Source organism: Ercella succinigenes (assembly GCF_900002895.1).
Genome location: NZ_CDHP01000043.1, coordinates 42,503 through 60,303, shown reverse-complemented (window position 1 = coordinate 60,303; position 17,801 = coordinate 42,503). Strand labels below are relative to the sequence as shown.

The window sequence follows — 17,801 nt, the reverse complement described above, 5'->3', positions numbered from 1 at the left end:
TCGCGATAGCCATTCCGATAGCTGACACGTCCATCACTTCGCTCATACGGCTCGGCATTCAATTGTTCGCTGGCCTGTCCTCGCAGCACCGCATCAAATACTTTTTCCAGTAATTTCGCCACCCCGTTCTCCCGATTTCCAAGCATAAGGTCTTTAAGAATTTCGTCTTCCAGTGTAAGATGTACTTGAGCCATGATCTCATTCCTTTCAGTTGTTAGTTTCGCAAAACCTATTATACCGAAAGCGAGCTCGTGGCTCTTTTTTATTTCTCAATTTACACCAAGTATACGGACTTTATCCTCAGAACCAGTCAAATCAGTTTTATATATACAATTATCGTCCGTATTGTAATAATATATACTTCCATCAATAATATTAACTGAGTCTGTTCTACATTGATTAATCTGATTTTTTTCCATTGTTTTTAAATCAACTGAGTAAAGAAAAAAATCATCATTCGTATAAAATTCATGAGAAGTCTCGTCGAAGAAATAAGAACCTTCAATATAGTATAGAAGACCGTTAGAAATAGCTTTCCAGGCTACTGGATAATCTATGACTTTTTCTATACTGCTTCCATCATATTTAACTCTATAAACGAGGTAGTCGTCCGCCGAAACAAAATAGATATAATCCCCGTCAGCAGACAATTGATAACAATTTAACTCTGCAGTTATATTTTGATATCCTGTCCCATCCAAATTAACTCTAGTAATATTCCCGCGATCATTAATATAAAATATCCAATTGCGATGACGAATAACTTTACTTTCGTTCAAAGAATTATAAGGATTGTATTCATAATCTTTTTCCAAAAGAGTAACGCTTTCACCTAATTTGTCTGCAGTATCAGAAACGCTCTTTAATTCTGTGTTTTTTGTTCTATCTCCTGAATCAATTTTTTTATTCTCTGCAGCGCTTCTTTGAAGCATCATCAAAACAACCGACAGACTCACACCTAAAATAAAAACTAGAGAAAGAGCTACAATAATTATGCGTATTTTTTTCTTACGTACAACTGGGACATCTGAAGCATTTTCAAAATTAAAACCATTGCTTGAATCTTGTAATGCTGGTCTTTCTTCAGCAATACTATTCAAAGGCATATTTTCTTTTTCATTTTTTTGTTTATAAAAATGCTCGTCACTATTATTATTTATATTTATTGGGATACTGCTGCCAATTTGATTTCCACAAATCGGACAAAACGCAAAATCATTTCCTATACCTGCTCCGCAATTTGTACAATACATTTGTCTCACTCCTTAAATATCCAGACAATTTATTACAGCTTTTTCTATAGCCTTTACCCAACTCTAAAACGTTTGAGAAAACACACAGCACTTTCCCAAAACTCATTCATATACGATAGAAATGTAATGTTTAACATCCTGCTCAACAATTCCAAATGAGTGGTTAGATTCAATTTTCGAAGTCCTAATAGAGATCGTATTACCCTGTGAAATATCAGTTTCATAAATATTTGTCCCGGGTATAGAAGCGATATTATTGCAACCGGAAAGAAAAATATCTTTACCAGCAGGATAGTTTAAGAGTATCCTGTCAATTTTGCTTACAACTAAAGGACTTTGCAGTTCAAAATAAAGCGAATCATCATAATCAGATGTATATAGGTTAAAATCACTCGTCGACAAAGTTACTCCTAGTGGTTCAATGATGAAGTCGTATTCATTAATACCATCTGTGTTTTGAACAAAAACCATATCAATTGACAGATCATTATCTTGTCGATTCAGCCTAAACGGTTCGTAGCTTGTTACGAGAATTAGCTCCATTACATTACTGGAGTCAACTTGTATTTGGAACCAATCATAATTATTATTAGGATAGGCATATAACGATGCATACAGATATACATTGTTTTTAACTGCACAAATTGTATAAGTCGGACGCCCCTCACCATGCGTTCCAATATCATTATTGATTATTTCATTTTGACTAAAGACAAAAAGATGGTTTGGCGGATAAGGTGTACCAGGCTCATACGTTGTCACATAAAGATATTTTCCATCATTAAAAGCCTGCGCCTCAAATGTATTATATGCACTCTCCATATCCCCTGTAAATTCATTAGGATGACTGATGGGTGAAAGCAAAGAATTATATGCATCATTGCTTTGTTCCCATGCATATGAATAGGTTCCATTGCCTGATTCCTTCAGTACGATAATTCTATTAAGTGGTGTTTCATATTCGCCATTAATGATATATGCAAATCCATATAAATAATTTATTTCATCAAAAGACGTTTTTATAATTAAATCTACTCTCTCATGTATAGAGATGTGACTGGAAAAATAATGACCGTAAGCTTCCTGAGTTTGTAAATAATAAAAAATTTCACAATCAATCATGCCGTCGATCAAATTGTAAAAGCTCTCCCCTTGCTCATCAATAATACCAGATTCCTCTTTTACTTCTTTGCTGATTGTAATTGTCTCAAACAACTGCAGAAGCGTATTGCTTATTTCCTTTTTATCTGACGCGGAGTCATTAACGGTAGCGGCTGCCGAAAGAGCAAACAAACTAAGCAGTTCATTGTATTCCTGCAAACGCCAATCCATTAATCCTTTCCCACCGAAACGGTCGAGAAGTGCCTCTTTCGCCTCAACTGCTTTTTTCCCTGCTTTAAGAAACATCATCGCAGATAAGCGTATAGCAGTTATATCGTCTTGCGCAGGATTAGCTTTACTCTCATATTGGTGGTAGCTGTCAAGCGCATCATGCTGAATATTGACATAAACAGGCAGGTGGGCGGTTTCCTGCGCAGCCTTGTTAATAGGCCAAGTTAGTCCCAGAACCGTATCAATTGCTTTCAGATAGATCACTTTGTTATCAAGCAGTTTTTTTTCAGCACCACTCTCAAGGCTTGACAGCAGACTGTTGAACAGGTAATCCTTTATAGCATATTCAGTAGCCTCCTGCACGCTCCGATAAATCTTGTAGGATTGCTTGGCCGCTTCCTGGGCTACTGTAAGTGTACGTCCAGGTTTGTCAGCTCTATAGACATATTTGAATGTAAGATAGTATTCCTCTGATGTCAGGTAAGACGCTTCAATGTATGTCATCGCAGAGGCCAACTCCTTTAACTTGACAATGTCACTTGCCTCATTTGCTTCCTCCAATGTTTCAGACACCTTTCCCAATGCATTACCTACATCTAACTTGAGAAGGTCACTTGCCTCATTTACTTCCCCAAGTGCTTCAGAAACCTCTTCCAATATATTACCTGCATCATTAGAAGCACCTGACAGATTTTCTTGAAAATACTTCGTGATCGTGTTGATCTTGTCAAAGCCATCCAGCAAACTGACCGTGTTTTCAACCGTTTCAAGTTTAAGATAATCATCCACTGCGAACTCACGAAATGTATCCATATAGGTAATATAATCCTGCAAACTGTCACCTTTATATGGTATTGCACGATACAGTCGCCCTTTTAAAATAGTGTCAAACAAAAACATGGAAAACATTTGAATTGCAGCACTTTTACGACCGTTATACTCTTCCTCGACATCAAACAGATATTTTGTTAGGTTCAGATCCAATGAATTTTTTACTTCCCAGATCGAAATCGGATCCGATGTAACACTTAATATTCCATCTTCAACATTACAATATGTATTTAGCCAAGGTAGTAATTGTGACATTGGCAGCCAAAAATCTTTTTCATGGTATATCGGTTCATTTATGGTTGTAGTGTATCCACGAAATGTCAATGTTTTTTGGCCTGGATCAACAAACACCTGTTTTTGACCAAGCATAAACATTAGCCGCTTATCCTGTGTCCTACCAACACGAAAGCGCGTTATCGCCTCAAGATCGCGTGATTTTATGAATAGCTCATTTTGTCTAACAATTACGGAGTAAGATTTAGGATCAGAATCTTCACCAGTGTTAATCTGGATAGATGATACCTCTAAAGCCGGTTCCGCATGAATGATATTTTGCGGTGTTAACATCAAAAAGCTGACTATTAGGATAAAGCTGATAATTCGAACAATATATTTACGCACAACTACTCTCCATTCGTTCGACTCATTTCAAAAAATCGTAGGCATAGCTGATCAGGCCACCATAGATCGCATCCAGCAGCGCTTCACTGATCTCGGGTATAACCTGATCGTTCTCCCCAGCAATAAGAGTCACTGCCACATCAGTTTCTAAAAAAGGCGCAGCCCGGATAGCCATCATAATCAGTTTTTGCACATCTTCAAAGAAGATCTCGGCATCTTGTGTCTCGAGTTCCTGATAGACCTCGTCCAGGACAACTGTCATATCCGGAGAGGAAATTTTGCATTGTGCAATCGATCCGCTTTCATCTTTATTGATCGAAGTGATTTCAAGTGTATAGGTCTCATGCAAATAATCCAGCAATTCATTTTCGGCCACATAATCGTATTTGAGATCGGTGTTTAGTTGTGCAATGTACGATTTAATGTCATTCTCAACACTCTGATTTGAACTGGTTAGCAATCCCGGAATTATAAAAATCGCAAGCAGTATTATGGCAACACCGAATACAACTGCAGCTAAAATAATGAAAATAGTTTTTTTACATGAACTTAAATTTACAAATTTAATCATTTTGTTAACACCACATCCCAGATGACAGCAAATGGATAATAAAAAAGCCCATCATCATAATACGCATGTTCAATTCGCAACATTTCTATACCTGTAATATCAAGATTGAATTCTTGTGGTAGACTCCCTCTTTTAAATCTGTCTGACTTGAAGAGAAGTATATTATCTCCATATATTTCAATTTCACCTTCTCCCCGTTTGTCACGACTACTAAACGGCACAGCAACAACACCACTAATATTTTTATACTGATTGTTTAGAAAATATTCAACATATTCGCCATTAGAAAAATCCATGCTAGTAATGTACTCATTTCCTAAATTATCTTTCATCTCAGAAAAATCATTTATATACATATTAATGTTTTTATCAAAATAATCCATATCACTCAGAAAAATAGGCATGCGGTCTGTTAGTTCAGCCTTTTTATCTTGCAATTCCTGATTATCAGGTAGGAGTGCAACCGCACTATTTATTACGCTAAAGGCACCTTCATAATCTTTTTCCTCTTGAAATTTCACTTCTGATTCATCTATAACTTTTCCTACATATGTTTCAATATAACCAGATCGAACAGTTTCAATTCTTGGATCATCACTGGAAACAAATGCAAAATCACCATTGAAAAAGTCTATGGCACCTGACAAATTGCCCTGTTCCACAAGACCGCTGGCATAATTAATAAGATTATCTATGTATAGTTCAAGATATTTATCAAACTCTTTTTCTAAAGATTTGTTATCAGGATATGTATTTCGCGCTTCTCTCAATCTGTTTAATGAATCAGAAGGTTCGCTAAACGATCTAGCCTGCTCAATTACTTCTTTAATCTTATTCTCTTCATGCAAAGCCATAACCTCAATGTTACGCTGTATGATCTGAATATCTTCTGAAAGGTAACGAGAGATTGCATTGTTCAGTACATAAATAGCAGAATCTAGGTCATTGTCTTTGACAAAATCATCTACACTTGCCAACACCTGATCTCGATATGCTTCCCTAGCAACAAACAAGTCTTTTTTTGCCTTTTCATAGTAGCTACTCTCAGAACTAATTTGAGATAAATAAATTATGGCATCTTGATAATTTTCACTATCCAGAGCTTCTTTCCCTTGCTCATAATTTGAACGTGCTTCATAAGCATAATTAAGACGTTGCCAGACATCATCCAGATAAAAATGTGACAGCATATTAGAACTATATATAAACTGCAACTGATCATATGCCTCGGCATAAATTATTTTTTCATTTTCAAAACGATCAATAACATTCTCTGCTTCTGCTTCAAGATAATTTATAATTTTTTCAAGACTAGTTTCGCTATCCCTGATATGTTCGATATATATACTATTCATACGACTAAGATCTTCATCCTTAAATGCCCGTTTATATTTATTTACTGGACTTGCTTGCACGGACACAAAAACGAAAATCACTACTAAAAATATCAAAACAGAAGCAATGCTAATTTTTACCCATAAAGGTTTATTTGCAAAATTATCAGGTTTACTGTTCAGTTCTTCTGGAGCATTATATGTTCCTCGCTCAGTGCCACTCTCAATATTTGGCTGTAAAGGCTCTTCAGAGGAAAACTCCACGATTGTATTTGGTTCTACCTCTTGCTGATTCAGGGTAAGCTCTGAATCATAATGTATGCTGCTAGAGTCACTAACTGTAGTAGACGAATTTTCTACTTCTCTCTTGGTTCCACAACTTGGGCAAAATGCATTTTCCTTGTTCAGCTTAAATCCGCAATTTGTACAAAACATAATTCCCCCCTGCACCGATATATATTCCGTGTTTCTTTGGTAACCTCAACAGATTCAAAATTGATCAAATATGATAATAGAATAGCAGCAGATTACATTACCCCGAACATCTGCCGTTTGCTGAGCACTTCGCTGCGCAGACTTATATGATAAAGGTTGCCGATTACACCAATAACACCACCAAAAAATAAATTGATAAATATAAATATAATATGAATAGTCAAACACCGATCAAAAGCTGCAACAATCATGGCTCCCGCTTGAGGGTTATTACAGGCATCAATCTGACGAGCCAACTGGCGATTATTTCCGCTCGCAACAAGATTCCAAATACCAATTAAAATAGTAATAATGCCAACGCCAAAAATTAGCATAAACAAGCCTAAAAATATCTGCATGATACCAATTACCGTCCAGATATTCGCACTGGTGCGAGTTTTATCGGCAATTGATGCTGTTACATGATTAGGTATAGAAATGGTTTGTGTTGAGGAAACTCTTGCTGTCTGAGTCTGGCAATTTACACATACCTCATTTTCATCCATTTTCATACCGCAATTTGAACAATACATATCAAATCTCCTTACCCATCTCAATAGCAATTCCAAATAATTTTGTACAAATTACATTATAATAATCATAAATATCTTTGTATTGATGGTAAAGTGACAAAAGTCATGTGTAGGAAAACTTTTGAAAATATTTTAAGCAAATCTTTGTACAAGTTGCCTACAAACCCATTTTAAATCCCCAAACAGCCAATGCTTTGCTGTTTGGCAACTCTAGTTTGTAGAGAATTTCGGATATCTGATTACGTATAGTTCCATTAGACAACTCTAACGCCTTTGAAATTTCTAATGTTGTTTTGCTATGTACAATAAGGTGAATAATTCTTTTTTCACTCGCTGTTAGCAATTCAAGTTTTAGCTGTTCAGCCGGCTCGATATGACAGCTGAATTGAGATTCATGAAGGCGTTCTGCAACTATTTGATCGATAACATGAAGTCCAATCATCGCCTGTTTAATACAACTTATTATGATAGGTATAGGTCTGCCTTTAAGTATGTATCCATTATTTTTAAGGCCTCTAACTCCATCAATCAAATTTTTATCTGAAAATAATGTTAAAAATATAATTCTTACTGAAGAGTTTTCCTGATTAATAATTCGACAAGCCTCAATGCCACTCATAACCGGCATCTGAATATCCATCAACACTAAATCCGGCTTATATACCTTGCACATGTCAACTGCCTGTTGTCCATTGTATGCCAATCCTAAAACATAGATATCATCACGGCCATGAAGATTTAGCTTCAGGGCATTTGCGGTATCTCTTTCATCTTCTACAATCAGTATACGAATCATTTGATGAACCCCTTTTCTTTTACCTGTTTAGCCGGCAAATTGATCATTATATTAAACCCTCCCTCAGAAATATAACCATATTCACAAATACCACCTAAAGAGCAAACACGTCGCTTGATATTTTTTAGGCCATTCCCTTCGACAAGCTTTTCACCTCCCTGACCATCATCAGAAATTAGCAGTAGAATCCGACCTTGGCGATAAGCTAAAATAATATCTATGGATTGTGCTTTACCATGTCTGATCGCATTGTTTACAGCTTCCATGCAAATAAAGTAAATTGATTCACCAGTTTGAGTCTGTCGAATGAGAGCCTCATTAACACCCTCAAAAGATAATTGAATATTGACAGGCAAATGATTGTATCGCGAAGACATTTGTTCTAACGAATCTAGAAGCCCAAAATAATCTATATCTATTGGCTTAAGTTCTTCGACAATACGACGAAGATCAAGCAAAGCCTGCTGACTTCTTTCATACGCTATATTAAGCATCGAAGATATATGATTTCTTGACAACTGCTGGCTAAGTGCATATTCAACATTCAAGCTAATCGAATTGAGACTATGTCCTATGTTATCATGTAAATCACTAGCCAAACGAATTCTTTCAGCATTGATAGTTGCCTCACGCAAAATAGTTACATCACTAAAGCAAATAATATGACCTAGTAAACTATTATTGTGCTCATCAAACAGAGGCAAAACAGAACAGCTAAGCTCGATAATTGAACCATTTTTTTGCAGCAACTTGACGGGGTCATCTAAAAATTGAGGGTTTCTATATTTTAATGATTCGCAGATTTTCTTCTGAATCGTACTGTCTCCGCAAGCTTCTCCAAGAAGTTTGAGAAAATCGGGCAAATTTTGTGGTGTTTCAGGCGTCTGGAACTCAGAAAAAAAACTTTGAGTTGCTGGGTTTTGGTCTAAGATATTCCCATTGCGATCAATTATCAAAACTGCTTCATGAATATTTCTAAATACTGCATATGAAGCAGCTGGTCGAATATCAATCATCTCGTAGCGAAGAATTGCCAAGGCAATAATGGCAGTAAAAAAAGCTAATGTTACAGGCACGCTATTAATACCTGCATCTGGAATTAGACTGTAATGATTAAGTATAATCGTTACAACAGGTATAAACATTGAAAGTACCAGTAATAATCTAATCCAAAAATTCAGACGCTCTCTGCTCGAATATAGCAGTATCAGTAATGAACTGGTTAAGATATAAACAAATAGCAGACCGGTATTAATATATAGTATTATTCCCCAGTCTGCTACAATTTCCATATTTTCAATTCGGCGAATCGCAAGATGGCTTAATTGATCAAAAAAAGAAGGTAAAGCAGAAATAAAAGCCGGAAAAAGTACAACCCAACGAATCCAGCGCAAATGCTTGGAAAACAACTTTAATATATATAGCGTACAAATAAACCATAACGGACCAATAAAATAAAGATTTATTATTATCACACGCACTATAACAGGAAGAAATTCAGTGCGCTGAAATAAAATTTCAAAAACTCCTAAAAACAACCATAAGATTATAGAAAACTGACTGATAACTAAACTACGACGTGCAGCAGAAGGTTTAACTCGAACAAAAAAAATCGTCAACGTAGCAACATTCTGTATGATGACGAGTATATAAATCATAATTCCCAAGCGTTGCAAATTAGTCATTTTGCATTGCCATTATAAACTAGTGTAGATGAAATGCTGCCAGCAATAAGAAAAACGCAAAAGAACACGCAAATTACATATTTAATAAGCACTACTTTACCTCCCTATTACCTTGAAAATTCGCATGAAAGCTAATTTCGATACATAAATGTTTGTTAAAATAGTTTTGCTTTTAGTATGTTTTTTATTATATCAATAATTGTTAATTTATTACATTAAAAATGATGACATCTGCCAGGATATTCTTTGCTCAGGAAATAAGGAGGCATGTTTCAATTACTGATGACATGGATGAAAAACGGTATGGTGGAAGACAATCACAAAATGGGCACCATCTCTCAAACTTTTATTGAAAGCACTCTAAATCCGGCTATTGATTTTTCTAATGCAAATGAAGAAAGAAACCTAAATTAGAACTCTTCCTTATTTGACAACTTCCTCATTTCAACATGGAACTCGCTGTTAACGAACGTTCAATTTGCTCATTCGCAAACAGGTATACAATTATTGTTGGCAAACTTGTTATGATCATAGCAGCGCCTATCAGCCCCCAGTGTGAAACACCTATACTGACAAAAAAGCTCATCAAACCAACCGACAAGGGACGTAGTTTTTCCGGGCCGGCAACTATGAGAGCCAGAACAAATTCATTCCAGATACGCATAAATATCAAAACAGCCTGTATAAAGAGAGCGGGCTTGATATTGGGAAGTATAATCGAAAAATAACAGCGATAGATACTACAGCCATCAATGCAAGCGGCTTCCTCAAGCTCAGTTGGCAGATTTCTAAGAAACGCATACATCATCAGAACACAAGATGACAGACTAAACGCGGAATAAGGTAAAATAAGTCCCCAATATGTATCCTTGATACCTATTTGCCCAATTAACATATATAAGGGGATCATAACGACCTCAACGGGAACAATTAAGCCCATTGCAATGAAGCTAAGTGCATGCTTGTTTGCCCTCCACCGCATACGACTCAGACAGTACGCCAACATCCCTCCAAGAAGCAAAGTAATAATAATCGTACCACCAGTATAAATAAGACTATTCTTAAAATACGAGAAGATACTATACTTCTCTAAAACCTCGGCATAGTTTGAAAACAACCATTCTTTTGGCAGCCCAAAAGGATTCACATATACTTCAGATTTAGACTTAAGTGATAAGGAAATCATCCAGAACAGCGGAAATAGAAAAGCTGCTCCCACCGACACAAAAAATAATTTCTTAAGCCCTTTTGATAAAATTCTCATAATCACCAATTCACTTTTCTATTAATACGTTATTATTTAATACGTTATTTTTTCTCTTGCAACATAACGATTGATCACAAAACTAACAAATAAGCATTGCAGCACAAACAAAACCGCAATGGCGCTGCCAATTCCAAAATCAGATTTTGAAAAAGCTGTGAAGAACATCTCGTATACAACAGTTCTGGATAAACGCCCAGGTCCTCCTGAAGTCATAACTCGTATATAGGAGTAAAGACCCATTGAGCCAAGAGTCGATATTACCAGAACATATTTGATAACCTCTTGCAATAACGGTATGGTTATCCTGATCGATGCAGCCAAAAATCCCGCACCATCGATACGCGCAGCTTCAAAGTATGATTTGGGAATTGATTTGATACCGGAATAAAAAAGAAGTGCATTAAGACCCACATATTGATAGAGAAATGCAAAAGCTATGCAGAACATTACTGTTTCTTTTTCTGATAGCCAGGAACGTGTCCATGCATCAAGTCCGATACTACGCAAAAATGAATTTAGAGCGCCCCATCTGGGTTCATATATTGCAACCCACATCTGGGATATAACCGTGACAGATAAAACTGCTGGAAATAGTATTGACGCCTTGAAAAATCTTCTGATGCGCTCTGATTGAGAATCAAGCACCAGAGCAAGAAATAGTGAGATCGGCAATGCAACAAAAATTGATAGCAGCACAATAATCATTGTGTTTTTTTCTGCCGACCAGAAGTTTTTTGACGTCAATGTCTGGATATAGTTGTTGAAACCTACCCACTTATGCATAGCAAATCCATCATGCTCTTGAAAACTTATCAACACCTGTGGAATCAATGGATAAACAACGAAAGTAGTAAAAAGCAGCAGTGCTGGAAATGCGAAAACAAATATTGCTAATTTCGAGCTAAAAAATTTATTCATTTTGTATACCTGTATTTTGAATCCATTAGGAAACAGCCATAGCGCTTCAATAAGTACGCATAGATAAAAGCTCTTCCCGGATTATTAACCTCTATAAGAAGAGCTTTTATCATAAGGCATGCTAATTAAAATCAATCGAAGTATGTATTATCTTTCCAGATTGGTCCGAACTCATCAACAAATTCTTGCGCTGAGAATTCGCCTGTCAACAAACTAGCTCCGAGTGTTTCAAACTCAGCATTAGTTGCTGCGTCCATACCGTTTAGTGTTAATGAGGCAATTTTTTTGCTGCAGCCACTGTATTGATCGATATTTCTAACCATCAGAGGTGACTGGTCAACCATTTTTTCTCCGGTATCCAGAGTAACAAGCGTACCACTAGCCTGATAGAACAGAGCGTCCTGCAAGGCACAAAACTCGGCTAACTTCACTGCCATCTCTGGATGCTCGCTCTTACTGTAAACAGAGTATCCGTTCACAGGAGATCCCCAGTATTGGATAGCATCATTAGGATCATAGGCATCGCCAGCAGCCGGCCATGGGAAAAAGTCTACATCAATATCTTCCAGAGCATCAAGACTTGGCAGTTCCCATGTAAACATCCAGTACATAGCAGCCTGACCTGATGTGAACATTTCTTTTGCCGGTCCATAATCAAGCATTGCAATACCTTCAGGGAAAGCTCCATTCTCGGCTAACTTATCAATTCTATCAAGTGCATTAAAAATAACGGGATTGGAAAAATCAGTCTTATTATCCAGCAGGTCAAGCATAACCTGAGGATCTTCAATTGTAACCATGGATTGGAACAAGAATAGCTTAGGAGCCCAGCCGCCTTTACCGACAGTAGTTACAGGAGTATATCCTTTATCTGCAATAGTGGCACAGACATTCAGCAGCTCATCGAAAGTTGTCGGCACCGTAACACCACACTCTTCGAAAATTGCTTTATTATAGAATATTCTTGGTGTGAAATAAGTGTCAGCACCAGAACCTAGAGCATAGATACCACCCTTGTAGTACATTGCTTCCGGAACAGCACATTTATCAAGGAATCCACTTTCTTTTACATAAGAAGTCATATCAAGCATATTTCCGGCAGTCATAACGGCTGATGCAAATGTAGCATCTGAATACCAAACATCAGGCAGATCACCGGTTGAATTATATGTCTTAACCTTGTTGTTGTAATCTTCTCCACCGCCGCCTTCCTCAAACTCAATAATTACGTTCGGAAATGCTTCCTTGATCTTAGGAGCGATATAGTCATTCATAATAGCTATTCTGTTTTCGTCAGTACTGAGAGTCAGAAGCCTCAGCGTAATCTGTTCATCATTTGTTGTTTCATCATTTGTTGTTTGATCATTTGCAGCATCCTCAGTTGTCGAACCTTGGCTTGTCTCACCTGTTGTCTCAACTTTTCCACAGGACGCGAGCATCAGAATCATTGTCAAAATAATCAGAATACTCAGTAATTTTTTTCTCTTCATGAACCCTAACCTCCATTTATTATTAGAACCGGTACAACTGTATATCATGCTACATTTTCAGAAAATGAAGGTAAAGGTTCTATTATCGGCTCACAGGTAAAATTATCGGCTGTTAACCTGAATCTGTTCAATATAGGCTCTCGGAGATATTCCAAAACGCTTTTTAAAGCACTTGCCAAAATAATTCGCATTACTAAATCCAACTTGATTTGCTATATCCATGACATAATCATAGCCATTGTCAATTAGTTCTTTTGCCTTGTTTAATCTATAATCCGATATATAATCATTCATTGTTACCCCTGTTTCACGCTTGAACAAATAACAGAGATGTCCATAATTAACATATACATTTTCTGCAATTTCTTTCAGATTAAGCTCTGGATCTGAATGGTTTTGATGAATATAGTTCAAAGCTTTACCCACAAAACTTGAAGATGTGGCTTTTTTCGTTCTGCAGATAGCCGCGACTATATAACTGATTTTGTTTTTGACATATTTTTCCATATCCTCGATACGGTGAATAAATTGCAGTTCCTGTATAGCATCAACCAGATTCAAGCCAGACTCCTCAGCATCCATTTTCATCTCGGCCAAAAGTTCAAGACATGTAGAAATTATGTCTATGCATGTAACTCTAAGTAGTGCTGAACTGGTACATCTTAATCTAATCTCTCCGAAAATACGATCCAAAAGTTCATAACTTCGCTCAATCTCACAAAGTCTCATTTCAATCAACAATTGCTGCCGATAAACTGTAGTATAATAAACTTCGGACAGACTCCTGTCAGATATCGCATGAAAAGGTATGATCTTGTTATTGCCAACAATAATTCTATTGCTTAATGCGTTTACTGCTTCATTATAGGATACTTTGATTTCTTCAAGCTTATTACAAATACCTCCTACACCTATGGTTACTGTAAAACTCAAATGTTCTGCGACAGCATCCCTAACCTGAAACAGTTGAGGTATAACTTTTGCCAAAATATCTTCATCAGAAGCTTGCTCAAAGCCTAAAATAATACATGTTTTACCGTAATTGTCAGTGCATATCGCCCCATGATTTTTATCCAGAACTGAATGCTCAATGATATCATTCACCGCCTGAGTCCAGAGAGCCTTTTCAGCTTCATCCCATATTTGATTATTACTTATATCTATTTCAACAGCTACAACCATCAATCTGGGCAAAAGCAGATCAATCTCCAAATATTTGATCTTTCGAGCTAGCATTTCCTGTGTCAAACTGCTGTTTCCATATAGAAGCATATTCAGCATTTGATTGCGTATTAAGGGTTGATTTTGACTTATGCGCTCCTTAAGCTGATCCATCTCTATCGAGATATTTTTTTCCTGATCAATCAGTTCTCTTATCTCTATAAGAGCTTTTAAAAGCTTATCCTTATTCACTGGTTTTAGTATGAAGCTGTGAACTCCCAGCTCTATTGCTTGTAAAGCATAATTAAACTCATCATGCCCTGAGATAATTATAACTTTACACTTAAATTTTTCTTCCTTGATGATTTGCATGACCTCAAGCCCATTTAGCATCGGCATATTTATATCAAGCAGAATAATATCTGGCTCCATCAATTTAATTTGTGACAGCGTGTCATCGCCGTTATTGGCTTCACCACAAATAACAAATTCATTTTCTGTCCAGTCAATGGACTCCTTGAGAGCCTGTCTGAAATAAAATTCATCATCAGCGATAAATACTTTAAGCATGATGTAATCCCCTCCACGCAACCTCATTTACAGCTTTATGGGCAAAATATGTACAGAGACGGTAGTCTTTGACCCTTCAATACTCTCAATCTCTATTCTGCCTTTATTACCATATTTCAAACGCAGACGGTTCTGGATATTGCTCAAACCGTAACTGGAACTGCCAGATTCCTCAGCATTCAAAATTCGTGATATTTTATCTGATGACATACCGACCCCATCATCGGTAATTTCGATGATTATTTCATCATTTTTTAAATATCCCCTTATACTTAAAAGTCCTTTTTGGCTTTTTTTCTTCAAACCATGATAAATGGCATTTTCCACGATCGGCTGCAAGGTAAGCTTAGGAATACTATAATTGTTAATGTTCTCATCTACATCCATCTCAAAATCCATAAATTCCATATAACGAAATTTCTGAATATTTAAATAACTGCAGGTAATCTTCAACTCATTTCTTATTGAAATAATATCATCGCCCTTGCTAAGACAGATACGATAGAATTGCGAAAGATTATTGACCGTTTCATTTGCCTTATCCAGCATGCCTAATGTTATAAATGAATTAATTGTCTCCAGCGCATTATATAAAAAATGCGGGCTGATTTGAGATTGCAATAACCGGAACTCCATCTCTCTTTGTTTTTTATTTTCCTGATTTACTTCATCGATCAGACTCTCTATTCGATCCATCAGATTATTAAAACCCTCGGTCAGTATGCCCACTTCACCGCCGACATCAGTTCGGGCGCGAATACTCATATCACCTTTTATGATATCCTTCGTAGTATTTGTCAATCGAATAATGGGATTAACTAAACGATTGGATATGAAGTAAGACAGTACAAATGCCATAAAAAGACAAAGGGAAGTAACAATCAGGAGTGCTTTTGTAATATTTCTATTCTCCTGCATAATTTCATCCAAAGATATTATACTCACAACATCCCAGTCAAAATCCTTATAATGATGCGCTGAATACAGATATGGGGTCCCATTTGACTTAATTATTCTGCTGCCTTCATTGATCAATTGAGTATACTCAGCATCGGTTATTCCTAGAATTATATCAGCAGGCTTATGCAGATCAGTTTTCTCATTTGAAGAAACTATAACACCATCTGAATTAACAATAAAAAATCTATCAGCTTCATTCGTTTTATTTTCCAAATATATTTTCGATATATTAGTTTCATCAACAAAAACAACTACTGTACCAGTTTCTATACCGGTATCCTTATCAATAATCGCTTTGCCGACAGCAAAAGCATTCTTGGTCGTTCCTGAATCATATGGCAATGTGAACAGGCTGGTCCATACCGGCCTGCCCAAGTCTGAAATTTTCTCGAAGTATTCATGTCCAAGTGCTTGGATAGGATCAAAATTACCTAAAGTATACCCGCTATATACAACTTCATCCTCAATTAAAATACTTGAACCAACAAGTTGTGTGCTAGGTGCAACAATATTACTGACTATAGATGACATAAGTGAACTTATCCTGATAGTCTCAAGAGGTAATTCCTCTAAACCATTCTTCTTATTCTTATCAATCGAGAGCAAAGTTTGTTGCAGACGATATTCAGATGATATCATCCTTAGATAATCCTCGATACTTTTGACCATAGTTTCAAGATTCTTGTCGATGAGCCGAAGTTCCCTTACAGCACTGCTCTGAGCTTTATCCATAATTGCTCGAGTAGAGACTTGACTGGCAGAGATTGACAACACAAACAGAGCAACAATAAATATCATCGCATTTAGAATAAAAATCTTATTTCCAAAAGAGATCTTATGAAAAATCTGGTTAATTTTTTTCACAATGAAATTCTCCTGACTTTTCAGCTACTGATTGCTCAAAAACTCACTCAACTACCAGGCAGAACAATGTCGGCTTTTTAAATGGTTACTTTTTCTGGTAATAGCTTCTGTAGACTAAAGGAGTTATGTTTTCGTGCTTTTTAAATACCTTTATAAAATAGCCTGGGGAGCTGAAGCCTAGACTATCACTAATTTGAGATATTGAGAGAGTTGTTTTCTCAAGCCACTGTTTAGACCAATCTATCTTCTGCTTTGCAATAAATGACGTAACACTTTCTCCTGTTTCCTTCATAAATAATCTGCTAAAATGTCCGTTACTGATGTGGCATAATTCGGCTAATTTCTTCTGAGAAAGTGATTCGTTCCTATTATGATATATGTATTCAAATGCTGGTTTAAGTACTGAATTTTTACATTCAAAAGAGCCGGTTGAAACTGATTTGATATATGAGTTTGTGACGGCGCTGTTAAGCTCCTTTTTTATCTGCTCAATATTTTCGATTGGTTGTAATTCATTCCTGTGGCGTCTTGGCAAAGTTTCTTCGTACAGCCTAAGAATAATATTTTTATTCATTGCTTCCTCAACAATATAGTTACATAACCTAAACAGCATTTGTGCTTTTGTATAGATATCATCAAGTGGCAAATAAGGCAATTCATCATATAGCACTTTCAAATTTGGTGATGAGAACATGGTTCTCGAAGGTGAATTGAGTATCTTTTCTAATTTGTCTGACTCTTCTTTTGGATGTAGTTTTACCTGGCCTGCCATTACTGCTCCTATATAATTGTCATTGATTGTTATCGGTATGGCAAGATCAACGATATTACAATGGCACAAATAAATATAGGGAGCTTGATTCCTTACACTTTCAAGACCACCTCTCGAATCACATTTCTGGCAATACTGTGATAATTCAGAGCTATCGCGAACAAATTCACAGAATTTGCGCCGTCCACTATGTTTAGTAATCGGCTTACCCTTATAATCTACCGTGATTATAGCAAGACCTGTTGCTTCAGCCAAAGAATCTTGCAACATCTGCCATTTATCAAGATTTAATATTTGATTTAATCTCATATGTAGATTATCAATCATAATTGCCCTTCTTATCTCTTGACTATTCTGAATATTTTGCCA

General features: G+C 36.4%; 15 protein-coding genes. 1 reads left to right on the top strand and 14 read right to left on the bottom strand.

Annotation, left to right across the window (positions count from 1 at the left end; all coding sequences use genetic code 11):
• The 8 genes from AC0KSB_RS10730 to AC0KSB_RS10695 all read right to left on the bottom strand — a co-directional run.
• Window positions 1-194 (bottom strand): transposase (locus AC0KSB_RS10730; protein ID WP_472307715.1); only part of this gene is annotated, 194 nt, incomplete at its 3' end.
• A gap of 75 nt (window positions 195-269) precedes the next feature.
• A complete protein-coding gene (locus AC0KSB_RS10725) occupies window positions 270-1,253 on the bottom strand; it encodes a DUF5050 domain-containing protein (protein ID WP_472309110.1) in 984 nt (327 codons plus the stop codon).
• A gap of 102 nt (window positions 1,254-1,355) precedes the next feature.
• Complete coding sequence (locus tag AC0KSB_RS10720) at window positions 1,356-4,037, bottom strand: hypothetical protein (RefSeq protein WP_472309108.1); 2,682 nt, start codon at window positions 4,035-4,037, stop codon at window positions 1,356-1,358.
• Between the two features lie 22 nt (window positions 4,038-4,059).
• The gene (locus AC0KSB_RS10715) at window positions 4,060-4,608 is read right to left on the bottom strand and encodes a hypothetical protein (RefSeq protein WP_472309106.1); all 549 of its coding nucleotides are present in this window, start codon (window positions 4,606-4,608) and stop codon (window positions 4,060-4,062) included.
• Window positions 4,605-6,377, bottom strand: a complete 1,773-nt coding sequence (locus AC0KSB_RS10710; protein ID WP_472309104.1) for an NPCBM/NEW2 domain-containing protein — start codon at window positions 6,375-6,377, stop codon at window positions 4,605-4,607. Before AC0KSB_RS10710 ends, AC0KSB_RS10715 begins: the two co-directional genes overlap by 4 nt.
• 92 nt (window positions 6,378-6,469) lie before the next feature.
• Window positions 6,470-6,949, bottom strand: a complete 480-nt coding sequence (locus AC0KSB_RS10705; RefSeq protein WP_472309102.1) for a hypothetical protein — start codon at window positions 6,947-6,949, stop codon at window positions 6,470-6,472.
• Between the two features lie 157 nt (window positions 6,950-7,106).
• Window positions 7,107-7,745, bottom strand: a complete 639-nt coding sequence (locus AC0KSB_RS10700; protein ID WP_472309100.1) for a response regulator — start codon at window positions 7,743-7,745, stop codon at window positions 7,107-7,109.
• On the bottom strand, window positions 7,742-9,364 hold the full coding sequence (locus AC0KSB_RS10695; RefSeq protein ID WP_472309098.1) for a histidine kinase N-terminal 7TM domain-containing protein: 1,623 nt from the start codon (window positions 9,362-9,364) through the stop codon (window positions 7,742-7,744). Before AC0KSB_RS10695 ends, AC0KSB_RS10700 begins: the two co-directional genes overlap by 4 nt.
• A gap of 333 nt (window positions 9,365-9,697) precedes the next feature.
• Here AC0KSB_RS10695 and AC0KSB_RS10690 point away from each other — a divergent pair, with 333 nt between their 5' ends.
• Window positions 9,698-9,844 (top strand): hypothetical protein, encoded by a 147-nt coding sequence (locus tag AC0KSB_RS10690; protein WP_472309096.1) that lies wholly within the window; start codon window positions 9,698-9,700, stop codon window positions 9,842-9,844.
• Window positions 9,845-9,869: 25 nt separating this feature from the next.
• On the opposite strand, the gene AC0KSB_RS10685 is transcribed toward AC0KSB_RS10690, so the two are convergent.
• The 6 genes from AC0KSB_RS10685 to AC0KSB_RS10660 all read right to left on the bottom strand — a co-directional run bounded on the left by AC0KSB_RS10685 (window position 9,870) and on the right by AC0KSB_RS10660 (window position 17,759).
• Entirely contained in the window at window positions 9,870-10,694 is an 825-nt protein-coding gene (locus AC0KSB_RS10685) for a carbohydrate ABC transporter permease (protein ID WP_472309094.1), read from the bottom strand.
• A gap of 36 nt (window positions 10,695-10,730) precedes the next feature.
• Window positions 10,731-11,615 carry a carbohydrate ABC transporter permease gene (locus tag AC0KSB_RS10680; protein ID WP_472309092.1) on the bottom strand — a complete coding sequence of 295 codons (885 nt, stop codon included), beginning with the start codon at window positions 11,613-11,615 and terminating at the stop codon, window positions 10,731-10,733.
• 131 nt (window positions 11,616-11,746) lie between these two features.
• The gene (locus AC0KSB_RS10675; RefSeq protein WP_472309090.1) at window positions 11,747-13,105 is read right to left on the bottom strand and encodes an ABC transporter substrate-binding protein; all 1,359 of its coding nucleotides are present in this window, start codon (window positions 13,103-13,105) and stop codon (window positions 11,747-11,749) included.
• 102 nt (window positions 13,106-13,207) lie between these two features.
• Window positions 13,208-14,836: a response regulator gene (locus AC0KSB_RS10670; RefSeq protein ID WP_472309088.1), complete on the bottom strand. Its 1,629-nt coding sequence runs from the start codon at window positions 14,834-14,836 to the stop codon at window positions 13,208-13,210.
• A gap of 27 nt (window positions 14,837-14,863) precedes the next feature.
• Entirely contained in the window at window positions 14,864-16,660 is a 1,797-nt protein-coding gene (locus AC0KSB_RS10665; protein WP_472309086.1) for a cache domain-containing sensor histidine kinase, read from the bottom strand.
• An 85-nt stretch (window positions 16,661-16,745) separates the two neighbouring features.
• Window positions 16,746-17,759: a PocR ligand-binding domain-containing protein gene (locus AC0KSB_RS10660; RefSeq protein WP_472309112.1), complete on the bottom strand. Its 1,014-nt coding sequence runs from the start codon at window positions 17,757-17,759 to the stop codon at window positions 16,746-16,748.
• Window positions 17,760-17,801: the final 42 nt, after the last annotated feature.

Coding starts and splice junctions, on each gene's coding strand:
- AC0KSB_RS10705 (WP_472309102.1), bottom strand. CDS start 6,949: ATGTATTGTTCAAATTGCGGTATGAAAATGGATGAAAATGAGGTATGT.
- AC0KSB_RS10685 (WP_472309094.1), bottom strand. CDS start 10,694: ATGAGAATTTTATCAAAAGGGCTTAAGAAATTATTTTTTGTGTCGGTG.
- AC0KSB_RS10670 (WP_472309088.1), bottom strand. CDS start 14,836: ATGCTTAAAGTATTTATCGCTGATGATGAATTTTATTTCAGACAGGCT.
- AC0KSB_RS10700 (WP_472309100.1), bottom strand. CDS start 7,745: ATGATTCGTATACTGATTGTAGAAGATGAAAGAGATACCGCAAATGCC.
- AC0KSB_RS10715 (WP_472309106.1), bottom strand. CDS start 4,608: ATGATTAAATTTGTAAATTTAAGTTCATGTAAAAAAACTATTTTCATT.
- AC0KSB_RS10660 (WP_472309112.1), bottom strand. CDS start 17,759: ATGATTGATAATCTACATATGAGATTAAATCAAATATTAAATCTTGAT.
- AC0KSB_RS10690 (WP_472309096.1), top strand. CDS start 9,698: ATGTTTCAATTACTGATGACATGGATGAAAAACGGTATGGTGGAAGAC.
- AC0KSB_RS10725 (WP_472309110.1), bottom strand. CDS start 1,253: ATGTATTGTACAAATTGCGGAGCAGGTATAGGAAATGATTTTGCGTTT.
- AC0KSB_RS10680 (WP_472309092.1), bottom strand. CDS start 11,615: ATGAATAAATTTTTTAGCTCGAAATTAGCAATATTTGTTTTCGCATTT.
- AC0KSB_RS10675 (WP_472309090.1), bottom strand. CDS start 13,105: ATGAAGAGAAAAAAATTACTGAGTATTCTGATTATTTTGACAATGATT.
- AC0KSB_RS10710 (WP_472309104.1), bottom strand. CDS start 6,377: ATGTTTTGTACAAATTGCGGATTTAAGCTGAACAAGGAAAATGCATTT.